The sequence below is a fragment of the Bacillus sp. ME78 genome (assembly GCF_903970865.1).
GTDB lineage: Bacteria > Bacillota > Bacilli > Bacillales > Bacillaceae_G > Bacillus_A > Bacillus_A cereus.
This window is the reverse complement of the sequence record NZ_CAJCKK010000022.1, coordinates 59687-75025: the sequence shown is the minus strand read 5'-3', so window position 1 is coordinate 75025 and position 15339 is coordinate 59687. Positions and strand designations below refer to the sequence as shown.

The following is a 15339-nucleotide window of genomic DNA, read 5'->3' as shown; positions in this document are numbered from 1 at the left end:
CCAGATCCAAAACCTGAAACAAAACCAGAAGAAAAACCAGAAGTGAAGCCAGATCCAAAACCTGAAACAAAACCAGAAGAAAAACCAGAAGTGAAACCAGATCCAAAACCTGAAACAAAACCAGAGGAAAAACCAGAAGTGAAGCCAGATCCAAAACCTGAAACAAAACCAGAGGAAAAACCAGAAGTGAAGCCAGATCCAAAACCTGAAACAAAACCAGAAGAAAAACCAGAAGTGAAGCCAGATCCAAAACCTGAAACAAAACCAGAAGAAAAACCAGAAGTGAAACCAGATCCAAAACCTGAAACAAAACCAGAAGAAAAACCAGAAGTGAAACCAGATCCAAAACCTGAAACAAAACCAGAGGTTCCAGAGGGGCTAGATGTAGATCTTGTACAACCAGATTTTAAATATCACCCAGAGGGATTAAAGAATTCTAATATTCAACCGCATTTAACATTAGAAGCACAAAATCTTGTGAAAGAAATCAATAAAAAATATAATACAAACCTTAAATATAAAGATTTACAGGGTAGCGTACATATGATGGATACAGGTATGTATTATCCAGAGGGATCATATATTGGTGGTCAATTTGTAGTTTACGGTGATAAAAATGACCTCGACCTTACATTTTTAGATAATAACCCAGCAACTGTAGAGTTAACAAAACGATGGATTACCTATGTAACTGGATTAAATTTAGATAAAGAAATTCAGGAAACAGTAGATGCAGATTCAATTAATAATTATGAAAAGGGAAATTATAAAATTCGTGTGGGTCAAACTATGGTAAAAGATATGATGTATGTTCAAATTAAAGCAAATTAATGTTACAATATAAATATAACTTTAAAACCAAATATAATATTTAATAAATATACGGAAAGGACACACCTAACGTACCAGCCATGGTATAGGTGTGTCCTTTTTTATATTCTAGGAGGAAAATACAATGAAATTAAAGAGAAATTTATTATTAACGCTATGTACTTCAACGATGCTAATGGTTCCAAATATAGTAAGTGCAAAAAATGCTGATGTCCCTTTTTATAATGGAAAGGATGATACGCTTATTTCATCAAATTATTTGCAAATGCCAGGTAAGTTTTTTCGTCCTGGGAGTGGATTTGAGCCAGGAAAAACATTATATAAAGCTGATATACATTATCCAGCAGTCTATAATGGTTCTTTTAATTGGGATAATCCAAGGGAAAATTTAGTGCAAAGTGAAGATAGTTCAGAAGCTTTTATTCGTATTGCTAATGAAGGTTATTTTAATAGTTCAGTTATTGTTGGTGATAGGATGGTAACCGAAATTGAACGTGTAAATTCATCTGTTATTAAAGATAAATATTGGGGGAATCCAGATTTTGTTTTAAATAATATGATGCACCATAGACTTCTTGGTTCTATTACATCAAAAAATATGGGAGAGTTTTATTGGATTAGAGACATTGCCTACCTTTCTGGTGGATACGCAGGGGCTGGTGGTGTAGAAGGTGTGAATAGGTATAGCTTGTGGTATGTACGTACAAATAAACCTGAAATAAAAGATTTTAAAGCCCAGAGTGGAAAAAAAGATGTCCCTGTTAAATTTACATTTAACGGTTTTGAGTATGTAAGTAAAAATAAAGGATACAATGACCGAGATCCTAATGGAACAACAGTTAATCCTTATCAAAAAGCTGCTGGAGAACGGAACCGAGTTAAATGGATGTTAGATATTACAAAAGATGGCGAAACCGTGTATCATCAAGAAAATTATCTGCGTTCAAATCCGCAAAAAGATAATCAAAAACTCAATGAAGGTGATGCAGGACAATTTAAGTCAGAAGAACTAAAGTGGCAGCCACAAATGTGTGGTCGATATACTGCGAAAATTAAAGTCCTTGATGCTGTTCAGAGGGAATCAAACGAGAAAATTGTTGATTTCACCATAGATGGTAACTGTGGTACTGAAGTAACACCTAACCCAGATCCAGGAGATGAAGATGATTTTAAGTATAAAATTGATTTTTCTGCTGATCGAATTGAAGGAGAAACAGCAAGAGAAGGAAAAGATATCAAAACAAGAGTAGATGTATCACGTGATAATTTTAAACCAGAGCGTGATCAATATAGAGCAAAGGTAAATAACAATATTAATAAGTCCCAGCAAGAAGTAAATAGTTCTGAATCGGAGAGAGATAGCGCTCAATCTAGTCTAAGTTATTGTCGCCGTAATCCAATTCATGAGGTAGATGCCGAGGGAAAGGATCACTATTATGATAGAGACTGCTCTTGGGAAGAAAATAAACTAGATAGTGCGGCAAGTAAGCTAGATAATGCAAGACAGAAGTTAGAAAAAGAGAAGAATAAAATTAAAAAGTTAGATGTATTAGAAGAAAAATATACGAATCCTGAAACAGTAGTTGCGTTAAAACATAACGGACAACAAGTAGCTTTACAAAAGGTAAGATTAACTGAGGGAGAAAAGAAAACACTAAACTTGGATTGGCAACATAAAGGGAAGGGAACCATTCAGGCGGAAATTAACCCTGCTGGTAATCGTTTAGATATAGAAGAAACCACATACAAAAATAATCCTATTAAAACAGCAATTTATGAACCTTCAAGAGAAAAGGCTATGTGTGGAGTGATGAGTGTAAAAGGTGTAGTAGAAACAGTAAGCGAGCGTGTGTCGAAAGAAGATACAGCGGGAGAAATGTTCTATGAAACATTAAGTGGAAGTATTGATAATCTATCCCCTTCTAAACTTCATAGCGGCTATGGCTTTTCGTATCAAGTAAATGGAACATATAAAAATCAGTGGAATGAAAATTATCCTGGTGTTTTTACAGCAGCAACGGCACAATATCCATTTGCAGATGAAGGGCTAAAAACATCACAAGATTTAGAGGCAATTTCTAATACTGGATTAGCATCAAGATTCCAACCTAAAAATATGTATATGTCTGAAATAACAGGACATGTTTTCGATAGCAAACGACCAACTAAGTCTCTATATTGGGATGGTCAAGAAAAAATTATTGATGGCCAACGCAAATGGTATGCGCCATTAAAAACGAAAGATGGGAAATATGCGTTCAATGTTGAAACAAAACTAGCAGGTGTAAATGAAATGAGCTTGTGCCTGACAAGTGAGGTAGAAATTAAAGGGGTCGCATACGATGACTTTAAAAAGAGAAGGGTGCTTGCAGATCTTCCATTTCCTGTACAAACACCAGGCTGGAACTGGGTTGGAAAGGAACATATTATTACTGATTTATCAAACTGGTACTATATGAAGAATAGAAAATAGTTAAGTAGTATTGTATAATAGGTTGAATTGATACAATACTATATCCATCTTAAACTAGTAGCTGAATGGATAAACCAAAGGCACATCCCTTAATGGGATGTGCCTTTTTTCATAGAAAGGGGAAATTAGAGTGGATAAAAAGAAAAAACAACGTGTTAGACGTGTAATTATTATGGGGGTTGTCACAATTATTGTATCGCTATACATTGGAAACGAATTTCAGGATCGGAATGGGAAGAGTTATGCTCCTGCAAAGTATTTTGAGACAGGAACAAAATTAATTTCATTTTAATAATAATTTTGTCTCTTTTATCAACTATCGTGAACAAGTCTGCATGACATGTACTAAAGTTGATGTTATAATATGTGTAGAAGTATTACAAAGATAGTTTTTGCATAAACTAAAGAAGACGAAGTGCTGGTAACACTTCGCCTTATGTAACTGCTACCGCAAGGTGGATGGTTGCTAAAAAAGAGTTTATTTTTTCTTAGAATCACCCTTCAAACGCTTGCCGGCATTGTGGGTGGTTCTTTTCGTTTTTCGTCGCTTTTTTTGTGTTTGTTTCCAAGACGTTGATAGGGATTTCCCTACTCGTTTTGCTACAAATACAGCGACTTCTCTAGCAATTACTTTCGAAATTTCAATTGCTATCGTGAAAAGTATATCCATTCGATCACCTCCTTTCTCCATAAAATGAAAGAGAAAGGAAAGCAACCGACCACCCTGAAATATTCAGTTACGTTAGATTAATTATACCATATTTTTGAGGTGTTTAATAGCTTGAAAACCTTGATATGACAACGTTTTAAGGCGATTTTTATTTTTGTAATTAGAATTTTAGAATGGTGAAAATAATTTTTTTTAGAAATGATTGACATAAAACTCTATATATCATAATATTGAAATTGTAATATTAAAGAAATCAAATCCAACATTTTCATATAGACTTTAGATTAGCTAAAAGGACACACCTAAGGCGCATTATGCCATAGGTGTGTCCTTTTTTTGCGTTTAAAGGCTACATAAGGAGGAATACAAACATTGAAGCCATCTAAGTTTCAAAAGAAGCAAATTGCTGCGGTAGGTTTAGCTGCTGCAACAGTAGCGGGTATCTATGGGTACAATCATTTCGCAGTCGAAAATGCAGTAAAACCAACAAAGATTGTTGTAGCCGCAAAGGATATACCTGCGCATACAGAGATTAAAGAAGACATGCTAGTGGAACGAACATTACCTGGTGATGCGATTCCCCCCAATGCATTACGTGCAAATAAAAAAAAAGTGGTAGGTAAGTGGACAAATGATGGGCAGCCCATTACAGAAAATAGCTATCTCTTTAAAAACAAAGTAGTAAAGAAAGAAGAGTTACCGGACTCTGCCATTTTAAATTTGAAAGATGGCGAAGTTGCATTCCCGTTACTCGTTGATTTGGAAACAAGTTCAGGGAATAGTATTATTCCGAACACGTATGTCGACTTATATTTCAAACAGGTTGTAAAAGAAGGAGACAATGAAAAGGTAGTATTCGGTGGTCTTTTCCAACGTGTACGTGTGACTGCTGCAAAAGATAGCAATACAGAAGATGCATTTGTATTAGAAAAGAAAGAATCAAAAGAGGAACAAGAAGGAAAACAAAAGCCAAAGGTAACGCGATTATATACACTGGCTGTTTCACCTGAACAGCTTCAATACTTAAATCGTGCAAAAACACTTGGAGATGTAATTCCTGTTGCAGTCGGACAAAAAGTAGAACAAACAGGGAAAGAACTAGAACCAGCTGAAGGATTTTCGCAAATATCTGATCAAAAGAACATTTTAGACTATGTAGAGAAGCATTCGACCAATCCAATTTCTAAAAATGTAAAAGAGTATGTAGCGCAGTATCTGAACGGATCTAAGTAAGAAAGGAGTTTTTAGGATGGATCGGCAAGTAAGAATTATTGCTTTTTATGCGACAAATGAAAACGTAGGAAAAAGCACATTAAGTATTACGATGGCAAATGAGTTAGCTCATCTAGGGAAAAAGGTGCTTTATGTAGAAGCGGACCAAGCAAGACCAAGTTTTGCAATTGGAACTGGTCTTAGTCATGAGAATAAAAATATCCTAGAGCTTGTAAGAAAAGAATATGAATATAATCTTTCGCAGTATATTTGTACCAAGCAAGATTTATTAGAGAAAAAAGTGAATCCAAGGTTGATGCAAAAATTGCACGATAAGATGGATTTTCTAGTATTTCCATCAGGTTATAGCCTAGCTCAATTCCCAGAGATTCAAAACAAAGAATTGTTTGTAACGACATTTATAGAATCACTTGTAGATACAGAATACGATTATATCATTCTATCGGTACCAACTGAATTATCCGAGGTGCTGAGTTATCCAATCTTATATCAATCAGACATTGTTGTTCATGTGCTAAATGGAAACCCTCGTGGTGCAATAGCGATTAAACGCGAATTACAACTAATAGAAGAAGCAAAGTTAACATTGCCTCGTATGATCCATGTTTTGAATATGGGAGACGAGGATTATGTAGAAGATATTGAAAAGCTTTCTTCCCAAAACATTGCCGTGACAATTCCGTATGACAGAGATCGGACGAGTTACGAATGGGGGATGCAATTTGGTTCTCCGCAAATTAATACAAAGGTCCATCACATTATGGAAGCAGCTGGTCTTGATATTCCATTCCAGCATACATCCTCTATGAAAAAGGGTCTCTTTGGTTTACGAAATTAAAAGGGAGGCAGTAGTATGTGGGGCTATGTACAGGAAAAACAAGTTGCCTTAAAGCGCAATCGAGTGGATTTATATCACTTTGGTTATATGATTCGTTCCAAATCGGCTCGAAAGTTAGGAACAACTACAGCTCAACAGATTAAAGATATAACGGATGAGATTCGTGCTTTTTTAGTAAAAGACCATCGTGATATCTTAAGCGAATCCTTTATGAATAAAGAGAAGAGAGCAGCTGTAGAGCAAATCATTAAAAGCTTTCTACTAAGTAATCAGGTCGTCATTTCAGAGGTACCTTCTGAACAATTACTAAATATGGTATGTGACGATATTGTAGGATTTGGGATTATAGAACCTTTAAAAGAAGATAAGGATGTAACCGATATTTATATCAATGGCACAAAAGAAATTATTTACGAAAAAATTGGAGAGGGAGAATGTACATTTCCTTACCGATTTGAGACAGAAGAAGAGGTAAAGGCTTTAGCCTATAAGATGGTAAACAGTACGTCAGAGTCATTAAATACAGCAAAGCCATATGTGGACTGCGTATTTCCGTATATACGTATCAATATAGCACTAGATGAACTAGGAGGACTAGGAACTACGATAACGATTCGTAAGAATGCAGATCATCTTCGTGCCTCTGAAGAGCGTATGTTATCTACAAATCAAGCATCGAAAGAGATGTTGAACTTTTTGGCTGCAGCTGTGAAAGCAAAAATGAATATTTTAGTCGCTGGAGCAACAGGTACAGGGAAGTCAGAGTTTATGAAATATCTTGCTTCTCATATTCCAAATGGGAAGAAGAAAGAACGTACTCTCGTAGTAGAAGATAACCCCGAACTCTATTTGCATCGCATATTTCCAGAACATCACTTTGTTCCGATGCAGTGTAGGGCATCTGAAGTAGAGGAAAATGCAATCGACTTTGATAGATTGTTAACAAATGCTTTACGTCAAGGGCCTAAGAGATTAATTGTAGGGGAATCGAGGGGGAAAGAGGCTTTAAAAATGATTAACTTCTTTCAAACAGGACACCCCGGTTTTACTTCTGTCCATGCAAGGAGTGCGAAAGAAGCAGTCAGACGTTTAATGCTTATGTGCCTTCAAAGTGGTGCGAATATTGATGCTCAGTATTTATATGAATTAATTTCACAGACATTTGATGTGATTGTCTTTTTAGAAAAGAAAGATGATGGGAATCGCTATATTACAGAGATGATTGAATTATTGGATTATCAAGATGATATACAGTTCAATCAGCTCTCTCAATTTATTCCGACGGGTGAGGAATATGATGAAATGAATGAGAGAGTAGGAAAGATTCGTGGAGATCATATCATTACAGCAAAAATGTCAGCTGAAATGGAGAAGAAATTCCGTTCTTCAATTGTAAATCCAGCTCTATATGCTCCATTCCTTTCACAACAGGAGGTGCAATATGCATAGTTTGTTAGCCTATGGATGCATATTCTTAATATTTATTAGTGTAGTATTGCTCGTTTCACTTTTTGCAAAATCTAAGGGTTCCGCTCTTTCTCAATTTGTTCAAGAAAATGAGAAAGAAGAAAGACGCTTGGAATTAAGAAATATCAAAGGGATACGAATGTATTTGCCACAATCCGTTATCCAAGAAGCCCAAAAGTACGAGTGGAAATTGACGAAAAGTATGTACTGGGTATATACGATTCTTTCCGGAATGAGTATTGCAGCAGTATTCTATTTTTCCTTTGGTAGAGATCCTTTTATTCTGATTACCGTTTTATCTGGATTTTTAGTTCCAAGGTTTCTTCTCTATCGAAGAAAAAAACGTTACTACTTGGTTGTCATTGACCGTCTTTCTATCTATATGAAGGCAGTAGCAAATGCACTTCAAATTAGTAACAATGCAAAACGGGTGTTAGTTCAGGTGAAACCAATGATGCATGAAAGCATTCAAGAAGAAATAGAGAAAGTTTCTCTTTTATTAGAAGGTGGAACCACGATGCATCGTGCATTTAGAGGATTTAATGAAACGTTTAACTTTAGGGAATTGGTTTTCTTCCATGAAATGTTGGAAGTGTGTAGCCGAGAAGGTGGAACAAATTCAGTACAAGTCTTACTAGATATTGCAGAAGATTTCGAAAAACAAAAGCTGTATTTGGCAAGATTGCGTTCTAGTTTGTCACAAGCACAACGTGCTTTTGTACAGAACTGCTTAATCGTTATCGCTATGCCGATAGTTATTATGTTGATGTCAAAAGAAGCATATGGATTTTTAGCAGGTTCTATGATGGGGAAAATCGCGTTAGCGGTAAATATGTTAATTGTCTTTTTCTTAGCAACCCGTGTAGAAAAGATTGCAAATTATAACCCAACAGAAAGAGGGAAATAAGGTGGCTACGATTTTAGCTGTAGTAGTATTCGTTGTCATGTACTGGGTATTCTCTACCTTTCTACAAAGTAAAAAAGATAGCGGTAGCTTACTTACGAACTATGTAGAAAATGCAAAACGAATTGAAAAGAAAAATTTAAATCAAATGATGCTTGCTCCCTTCCAGTCGTTATCACATAAATATCTGACAGAAGAAAAGAAAGAGCAGATCCAGAAAAAATTAGAAGAAGCTGGATTGGATACGAAACCAGAAGAATATCTGAAAATGAAGGTTGCATATCCCATCATTTTCACCTCTGTTTTCTTAATATGTACTGTATTCCATGATTACTATTTATTTAAAGTAGGAGTTCTAATTTCACCATTGCTTTATTTCTACCCTGATTATCTATTAAAGAGAAGAATCAAGCAGGCGATTGAAGCAAGAAAGTTCGAATTACCAGAATATCTAATTCCAATGCTGCAGTTGTTAAAAACACATACAACATTAGAAGCAGTAAAAAAGGCGCAGATATATGCTGGGAGACATCTTCGACCGTATGTATCTACACTTACAGCGGAATTAGAAATGTATGCGGGTTCGGATCAACCATTTAGAAATTTTGCAGCAGCTTTAAATAGTCCAGAAGTAAATACCTTTACTATTGCATTGCAACAAGCGCAAAAAACGGACAAGGTACAGAGTCTTCGTATTATGGATGCACAGATTAAAATGATGCGTGAGTTAAAACATGAGAACTATAACCGTCTCATTCAAAATAAACCAATGGAAATGAATAAATTTAACGTCGCAGTTATTGGATGTATTGTGATTTATCCAATGGTTATTGTTATTCAATCTTTAATGCAAGGATTTGCAAGTCTATAGAAGATATTATCAAAAAGGGAATAGGTAAAGGAGCAAAATATATGTTAACGAAAATGAAGAATTGGTTAAAAAATGAAGACTCACAATTATCATCAGAAAATGGTATGTTAATCGCCTTGGCGGTCATTATCGTATTAGTGATCGGCCCATTTGTATGGAAAGCGATCCAAGGTGGTTATGATACGATTCTAGCTCGATTCACAAAAGCATCAAGCAATACAGATGTGAATTCTTGGAATAAGTAATAGAAGTTTTAGATTAATGATGTTTTTTACGTATAGCTCAAATAAACGGATAAGGGAGATTCAATCATGTTAGCAAAAATGAAAAATTGGTTAAAAAACGAGGATTCGCAACTATCATCAGAAAACGGAATGTTAATTGCCTTAGCGGTCATTATCGTATTAGTAATTGGCCCGTTTGTATGGAAAGCAATCCAAGGTGGTTATGATACGATCCTGGCAAGATTCACAAAAGCATCAAGCAATGCAGACGTAAATTCTTGGAATAAGTAATAAAAGATTTAAATAGATAAATTTTTATTTTAGTAAATTCTAAAAATTGATATATATAAAGGAGATAAAATTCAATGTTAGCAAAAATGAAGAATTGGTTAAAAAATGAGGATTCACAGTTGTCATCAGAAAACGGAATGTTAATCGCCTTAGCGGTAATTATTGTGCTAGTAATTGGGCCATTTGTATGGAAAGCAATCCAAGGTGGGTATGATACAATTCTAGCTCGATTCACAAAAGCATCAAGCAATGCAGATATAGATTCTTGGAATAAAAAATAAATATAAAAATAAACGAGGGGGCTACTCTAAAAGTGGTTCCCTTTTTTACACAGTATTTTTATATGAAATCAAGAGGGGAGTAAATAAAATGAGCTTGTATATCATGGGGTTATTTCTAAGTTATATGGTACTTAATGTATTTACCGACTTAAAGTATAGAAAAACAAAAAATATATGGCATTTTATTTTTTTAATAGTAGGTTTAGGTATCACGTATTTTGCAGGAATACGAACGGGAAAAGAGATTGTAATTGTACTAACTATGGCCTTAGTATGTGGCTTATTGTTAGAGACATTTAAATTTTCTTCACCCGGTGATACGAAAATGCTTGTGGTGGTAGCTTTATATGTTAGCAATGTAGTGGAAGAATCGGCTATGCTTACCGCAATTACATTAACAGCTTTCCATTTACTATTCTTTTGGATTGCTAGTGTTTATCGATTAATTAAAATTTTAGGGTTTGTAGGAGCGATTAAAGACCAATTGGAGCATGCTGCGTCTATATTTGGTGTGAAACTGCCTAAGAAAGAAATAAAGCTAATACAGAGCTTTCCTGGGGCTTGTTCTATTTTACTAGGGGCGATGGTTTATATTGCGTTCACTATCTATCAAAATGGAGGTATCTTGGCTTGAACAGTAGAATCATTCATCAAAGAGAAACCTATATTTACTTTACAATTTTTGCGCTAATAGGCGTTATTATTTTAAACATGTTTATTAATATATTGTTTGTATTAGCATATCCTTTACTGATAGGATTAATTGTGCAGGTTATCTTGTTGCAGAAGATAAAGAAGCCATTTTATCAGAGCGGGAAAGAATTAACAGAACAGTTAAAACTAAAAAATATGTTTCTAGTAGAATCAAATATTTTAGGAGATGAAGAAGGAACAGTTTATGAGGTGCATCAAATGCCTTTTACAATCTCTAATGGATTAATTAATAAAGATAAGACTTATAAAGTGATAAAACAAGAGTATGAGAGAAAAGTCAAAGAGGATTTAACGAAAATTTCTAAATGGCAAGTTACAACAAAAGCTAGACTTGTTACGACAACTCATTTTCGTTTATATACAATTTGGCAGAAAAATAGTACAGGCTATCAGCTAAAGAAGTTAGAAGATTGTATAGATCCATATGCCAAGATGAACTTTATTCAATGGATAATTGCTTCATTCTGTACGACTGGCCGTTTAAAGTATGATAAGAAGCCTAAAGAATGGGAAAGTTACGAATGGATAACCTTAAAATAAAAAGACAAAAGTTATAATACTTTTGTCTTTTTTTCTTGCTATTTCTTCTAACAGTTTCGTGAACTATACATGATTTTTAGCGAGTTCTATAAATGCTTGATATTTTGTTACAACACTAATATCAAGTTCAAAATCGAAAGCATCTATTTCTGCATGATAACCGTAAGATACTAAACCAAAATCTTTATGTGACTCAGGTAAATAAATAAGTACTTTTGCATTTTTATAGTTTTTTAAACTTTGTAATTCATATATTTTAACGATTAGATATTTACCGATTCTATTAATTGCATTTGTTCCGCTTGTGATGTTAGAAATCTCATCATAAATGTGTAATGTATGATTTTCGCTGTCGAAGATAAATAAAAAAAGACACCCTAAGGTGCCTTCCTCCGACTTGAACCATCTTAATTTTATTATGTTGTTATTATATAAGAAAATAAGACATCGATTAAGATGTCTTATTTTACTTGTACACTTGGTGTTAAGAAGGTATTGTATTGCTTAAAAACCATAAAAAAAATATAACAATCATCGATTAAGCCTATTATAGCATCAATAAATAGAGTTTTTATATGCATTTTTACATATATATAGATTTATTTATGTTTTATCTATATAGTTAAATTGTCTGTTTCTTGTTTTAATTCGTTTGTTTATTTTGAGTGCTCCAGAAATGGAGCCTTTTTTATGCAATAAAACATTTTTTTGCATTACTTAGTTGATCTATATTAACTTTACCCTTTTAAATTATATCTATATTTTACCAAATTTTTATACAGATAACCAGTTTTTTCTAATAATCTAATCGATTGATAATTTTAATGTTATTTGTTAATCCTTATAGGGAAATTTATCATGTAATGAAAATTTAGAAATCAAGAATTATAAAAACTTATAGTATCTTTAGGAAAAATATATTTATCATCTGTATATTAATATGTTATAATTCAATCTCTAAAACTACCTAAAAAGGACTACCTAATGAAATGCACCTCCAATTGTTAATTATGTGTCTAACAATTGGGGTGCACTTCAGTAATGGTGGTCTTTTTTATATTGGTGAGATTGTACTAGTATGATAGAATAAGAACAACTGTATATTGTAGGGTAGGCGGTTACGACTGTCCTTTTCTCATTTAATGAGGAAAGGAGGTGTAGCCAATGGATCTATTTCTTCAAATAGTATTAGAGGTAATTAAGACGATTGTATGAGAACTTATAGTTTTCGTGGTTAAGAAAATTACTTCTAAAAATAAAAAGAAGAAGACCACCCGTCAGCCTCGCAAGCGTGGGAAGTCTTCTAAATCTAAAAAGTAGTATTTAGTCGCAACCACTCACCTTGCGGTAGCAGTTACTTGAAGAGATGTTAGCGCATCTCTTCTTTTATTATATACATACTGTATTACTGTAATACTAATAGAGTAATTATATCAAATGCACATAAAAAATCAATGCGTACGTAATGGATATAATGGACAAAAGAAAAGACACCCATATAAGAGTGCCTTTTCCGATAGTTTTTTAGCAGAAGCAAGAAGCTCCAACAATAATTAATAAAATAAATAATACAACTAATAAAGCAAATCCTCCTGCAAAGCCACAGCCGCCACCGCAGCTACCACCAAAGCCCATAATAATTCCTCCTTTAAATAGTAGGAGAAAAATAAGGAGTCACTCATGTATTTTAATGGATTCAAATTACTTTATGTTTTTATGGATTAAATGAGCAGGTCCTTTTGAAAATAAGGGAAAGATGATCTAAGGCGTTTAACCTGAATATTAATAAATTACACATTTTCTAAAAATAAATAATTAAATTATTAATATAATGTATTAATCCTGGCAGAAGGGAGGATTAGCCCTACAATTAGTTTGTTTTAAAGTAGTAAGTGGACAATACTTCTTAGTTGTAGAAAGTATCGAGATCCCTGGGCCAATTCCAGCGTTTGCTGCAGCTCTATTAATTGGTTTAGGCATAATCCCGCTTTGTTCTTAATTTAAGGAACTCTAAACAGCCCTACCTTTCAATTTATAAGCCCTGTGGATTCTTATAAAAAAAAGACGCCTTAAGGCGCCCCCACAGTTGGGTAGATAAGACTTTAGTTTTCCAATCTAAAGAAGTTTTGTATCAGCTCTTTGAGAGTATATCATAATATTCGGTTCATTTATTATGTATTTTTACATACTTATCAAAACTCCTCTATTTTCCATTTGATAAAATACAATCCCAATATTGTTAATAATCAAATGAATATTTATAAAAATTCAAAATATTTACAAAAATAACAAAAGTGATACATTTAAGATGCAAGTTATAAAAAATATTTAAGGGGGATTTATTATGTTCAAAAAATTAGTAGTCGGAGCATTAGCAGCAGGTATTGTATTAACAGGAGGGATTGGGGCAGCATCAGCAAATGTAGATATCCCATATAACAAATGTTACAATTCGTCTGTATCCTATAACAATGGTATATACACTAAATATGTTGTTCAAAGTAGTAGCACATTTTCTAATTCATACACTGATAAAGAGGGAATCAAATGGAATTTCAAAGGGTATAAAGAAGAATATTTAGAAGGGTGCGGTAAAAAATATATTGCTAAATATGAAGGGAGAAAATAATAGAATATGAATATATTATGAAAAGCCTTCAATAATGAGGCTTTTCTATTTTTTAGAATCATTTCCATAAAGAAAAGACACCCTAAGGTGCCTTCCGACTTGAACCACTTTAATTAAAATAATATGTATTGGACGCCGATCCAAATATTATCTTACCATGTTAAGCAATGTTAGTCATTGAGGAATAAAAAAAGCACTCTTTTGAGTGCCTTTTACTTATCACAAGCGATCCCATCTCCATCTTTATCTAATTTCTTGCTATACCCAGGATCTCCCTGTTTAATTGGAGCCTTACCGGCTTTTTTCACTTGCGTACAATTTTCGTATACAACATTATTTTGTTCCGCTTGTTTTGGTTGTTCCTCAGGTTGACTTGCTGGAGCAGTAACCTGCTTTGGTTCTTCCTTATAACTTCCTACATCGTCAATTACTACTTGATTATTAGATGAATCTACAATTTTAACTACGATATCATCTTTACTCGCGATATTTGCTTCTTTTCCATAGGATATGAATGCCATACTTCTATATTTTTTATATGGTGCAGCAGAAGTTTTAAAAGTGGACACGGACAACTCTTTGTCGACCTTATCATGTTTCGCATATGCATCTAAATCAAAAGCTAAAGTAATTAGTTTTCCATCTTCACTAATAGATACTGTTGGGTTAACTCCATCAACTTTCTTATATGTTTCCGTTAATCGTTTTTGTGTATCGTCTTTAAATTTATTTATTTTTTCTTGTTTCTTATTAATCGGTTGTTCCACTGATTTAGGTTCAACTTTCTTTTCTTCCTGTTTAGGAACTGTATTTGTGGTAACAGCAGGTTTTACTTCTTGTTTCGTTTCTTCTTTCTTTCCAGTAACAGTATTAAAGATAGAAACAACAATGATCAGGTAAATTAAAGAAGCAATCACCATTTTCACTTTATTACCAGATCGGAACCCGAGTACTTTTTGGTACCATTTACGTTCAGTTTTATGTATCTCAATATCTATATAGCTTTTAATCAAGCTTTCTATTTCTTTTCCGGAACCATTCGGAATAAATGTAAATGTACTTTTAATTCCTTTGAATTCAAAGTTGGATTTAATAGCGTAATGATCAATAAATACATCTGTATAGTTACTGAAGTGATGTGTAGATATACTTACTACATCTTTGGCGTCTTTATCGTAAGTAAATGTTTGGATATGTTCTTTTGAAACTGCAGCGTATCCTGTTTTAATTCCCCCAAGAGCAACAGTTACAATAATAGGAGTGATTCCATATTCTTTTTGATACTTAGCAGCTATAGCTTGTTTAGCAAGTTCTAATTCGCTTGGCTGTTTCTCTTTTTTATTTTTCCCCATGATTTTCCTCCCTTTCAAAAT

16 protein-coding genes and 1 pseudogene are annotated in these 15339 nt (G+C 33.7%); 14 read left to right on the top strand and 3 right to left on the bottom strand.

Annotated features, from left to right (window positions below; genetic code table 11):
- The 3 genes and pseudogenes from H6481_RS20945 to H6481_RS20935 form a co-directional block, all read left to right on the top strand.
- Window positions 1-831: pseudogene (locus H6481_RS20945) on the top strand (cell surface protein); the annotation flags it as partial.
- A 124-nt stretch (window positions 832-955) separates the two neighbouring features.
- Entirely contained in the window at window positions 956-3304 is a 2349-nt protein-coding gene (locus H6481_RS20940; protein ID WP_088114979.1) for a hypothetical protein, read from the top strand.
- Between the two features lie 130 nt (window positions 3305-3434).
- Complete coding sequence (locus tag H6481_RS20935; protein WP_172452157.1) at window positions 3435-3596, top strand: hypothetical protein; 162 nt, start codon at window positions 3435-3437, stop codon at window positions 3594-3596.
- A gap of 186 nt (window positions 3597-3782) precedes the next feature.
- Here H6481_RS20935 and H6481_RS20930 read toward each other — a convergent pair whose 3' ends face one another.
- Complete coding sequence (locus tag H6481_RS20930; protein WP_088114978.1) at window positions 3783-3974, bottom strand: hypothetical protein; 192 nt, start codon at window positions 3972-3974, stop codon at window positions 3783-3785.
- Window positions 3975-4346: 372 nt separating this feature from the next.
- On the opposite strand from H6481_RS20930, the gene cpaB reads away from it, so the two are divergent.
- The 10 genes from cpaB (at window position 4347) to H6481_RS20880 (ending at window position 11337) form a co-directional block, all read left to right on the top strand.
- Window positions 4347-5207: a Flp pilus assembly protein CpaB gene (gene cpaB / locus H6481_RS20925; RefSeq protein WP_182813086.1), complete on the top strand. Its 861-nt coding sequence runs from the start codon at window positions 4347-4349 to the stop codon at window positions 5205-5207.
- Window positions 5208-5223: 16 nt separating this feature from the next.
- Complete coding sequence (locus H6481_RS20920) at window positions 5224-6045, top strand: AAA family ATPase (RefSeq protein ID WP_088114976.1); 822 nt, start codon at window positions 5224-5226, stop codon at window positions 6043-6045.
- A 15-nt stretch (window positions 6046-6060) separates the two neighbouring features.
- Window positions 6061-7494, top strand: a complete 1434-nt coding sequence (locus H6481_RS20915) for a CpaF/VirB11 family protein (RefSeq protein WP_088114975.1) — start codon at window positions 6061-6063, stop codon at window positions 7492-7494.
- Window positions 7487-8419, top strand: coding sequence for a hypothetical protein (locus H6481_RS20910; RefSeq protein ID WP_088114974.1), 933 nt, complete (start codon window positions 7487-7489; stop codon window positions 8417-8419). Before H6481_RS20915 ends, H6481_RS20910 begins: the two co-directional genes overlap by 8 nt.
- A gap of 1 nt (window position 8420) precedes the next feature.
- A complete protein-coding gene (locus H6481_RS20905) occupies window positions 8421-9287 on the top strand; it encodes a hypothetical protein (protein ID WP_000201169.1) in 867 nt (288 codons plus the stop codon).
- A gap of 41 nt (window positions 9288-9328) precedes the next feature.
- Complete coding sequence (locus tag H6481_RS20900; protein WP_182813084.1) at window positions 9329-9532, top strand: hypothetical protein; 204 nt, start codon at window positions 9329-9331, stop codon at window positions 9530-9532.
- A 66-nt stretch (window positions 9533-9598) separates the two neighbouring features.
- Window positions 9599-9802 (top strand): hypothetical protein, encoded by a 204-nt coding sequence (locus tag H6481_RS20895; RefSeq protein WP_000879955.1) that lies wholly within the window; start codon window positions 9599-9601, stop codon window positions 9800-9802.
- Between the two features lie 74 nt (window positions 9803-9876).
- A complete protein-coding gene (locus tag H6481_RS20890) occupies window positions 9877-10083 on the top strand; it encodes a hypothetical protein (protein WP_000879952.1) in 207 nt (68 codons plus the stop codon).
- An 88-nt stretch (window positions 10084-10171) separates the two neighbouring features.
- Window positions 10172-10717, top strand: a complete 546-nt coding sequence (locus H6481_RS20885; RefSeq protein WP_088114972.1) for a hypothetical protein — start codon at window positions 10172-10174, stop codon at window positions 10715-10717.
- A complete protein-coding gene (locus tag H6481_RS20880; protein WP_088114971.1) occupies window positions 10714-11337 on the top strand; it encodes a hypothetical protein in 624 nt (207 codons plus the stop codon). Before H6481_RS20885 ends, H6481_RS20880 begins: the two co-directional genes overlap by 4 nt.
- A 1524-nt stretch (window positions 11338-12861) precedes the next feature.
- Here H6481_RS20880 and H6481_RS20875 read toward each other — a convergent pair.
- Window positions 12862-12972, bottom strand: coding sequence for a YjcZ family sporulation protein (locus H6481_RS20875; protein ID WP_000505681.1), 111 nt, complete (start codon window positions 12970-12972; stop codon window positions 12862-12864).
- Between the two features lie 709 nt (window positions 12973-13681).
- Between H6481_RS20875 and H6481_RS20870 the strand changes: the two genes are divergently transcribed.
- On the top strand, window positions 13682-13966 hold the full coding sequence (locus tag H6481_RS20870; RefSeq protein WP_182813082.1) for a hypothetical protein: 285 nt from the start codon (window positions 13682-13684) through the stop codon (window positions 13964-13966).
- A 212-nt stretch (window positions 13967-14178) separates the two neighbouring features.
- Here the strand turns inward: H6481_RS20870 and H6481_RS20865 are convergent, their stop codons facing one another.
- Window positions 14179-15318, bottom strand: a complete 1140-nt coding sequence (locus H6481_RS20865) for an excalibur calcium-binding domain-containing protein (protein WP_182813080.1) — start codon at window positions 15316-15318, stop codon at window positions 14179-14181.
- Between the last annotated feature and the right edge of the window lie 21 nt (window positions 15319-15339).

Coding starts and splice junctions, on each gene's coding strand:
- H6481_RS20940 (WP_088114979.1), top strand. CDS start 956: ATGAAATTAAAGAGAAATTTATTATTAACGCTATGTACTTCAACGATG.
- H6481_RS20930 (WP_088114978.1), bottom strand. CDS start 3,974: ATGGATATACTTTTCACGATAGCAATTGAAATTTCGAAAGTAATTGCT.
- H6481_RS20920 (WP_088114976.1), top strand. CDS start 5,224: ATGGATCGGCAAGTAAGAATTATTGCTTTTTATGCGACAAATGAAAAC.
- H6481_RS20915 (WP_088114975.1), top strand. CDS start 6,061: ATGTGGGGCTATGTACAGGAAAAACAAGTTGCCTTAAAGCGCAATCGA.
- H6481_RS20910 (WP_088114974.1), top strand. CDS start 7,487: ATGCATAGTTTGTTAGCCTATGGATGCATATTCTTAATATTTATTAGT.
- H6481_RS20900 (WP_182813084.1), top strand. CDS start 9,329: ATGTTAACGAAAATGAAGAATTGGTTAAAAAATGAAGACTCACAATTA.
- H6481_RS20895 (WP_000879955.1), top strand. CDS start 9,599: ATGTTAGCAAAAATGAAAAATTGGTTAAAAAACGAGGATTCGCAACTA.
- H6481_RS20890 (WP_000879952.1), top strand. CDS start 9,877: ATGTTAGCAAAAATGAAGAATTGGTTAAAAAATGAGGATTCACAGTTG.
- H6481_RS20885 (WP_088114972.1), top strand. CDS start 10,172: ATGAGCTTGTATATCATGGGGTTATTTCTAAGTTATATGGTACTTAAT.
- H6481_RS20875 (WP_000505681.1), bottom strand. CDS start 12,972: ATGGGCTTTGGTGGTAGCTGCGGTGGCGGCTGTGGCTTTGCAGGAGGA.
- H6481_RS20870 (WP_182813082.1), top strand. CDS start 13,682: ATGTTCAAAAAATTAGTAGTCGGAGCATTAGCAGCAGGTATTGTATTA.
- H6481_RS20865 (WP_182813080.1), bottom strand. CDS start 15,318: ATGGGGAAAAATAAAAAAGAGAAACAGCCAAGCGAATTAGAACTTGCT.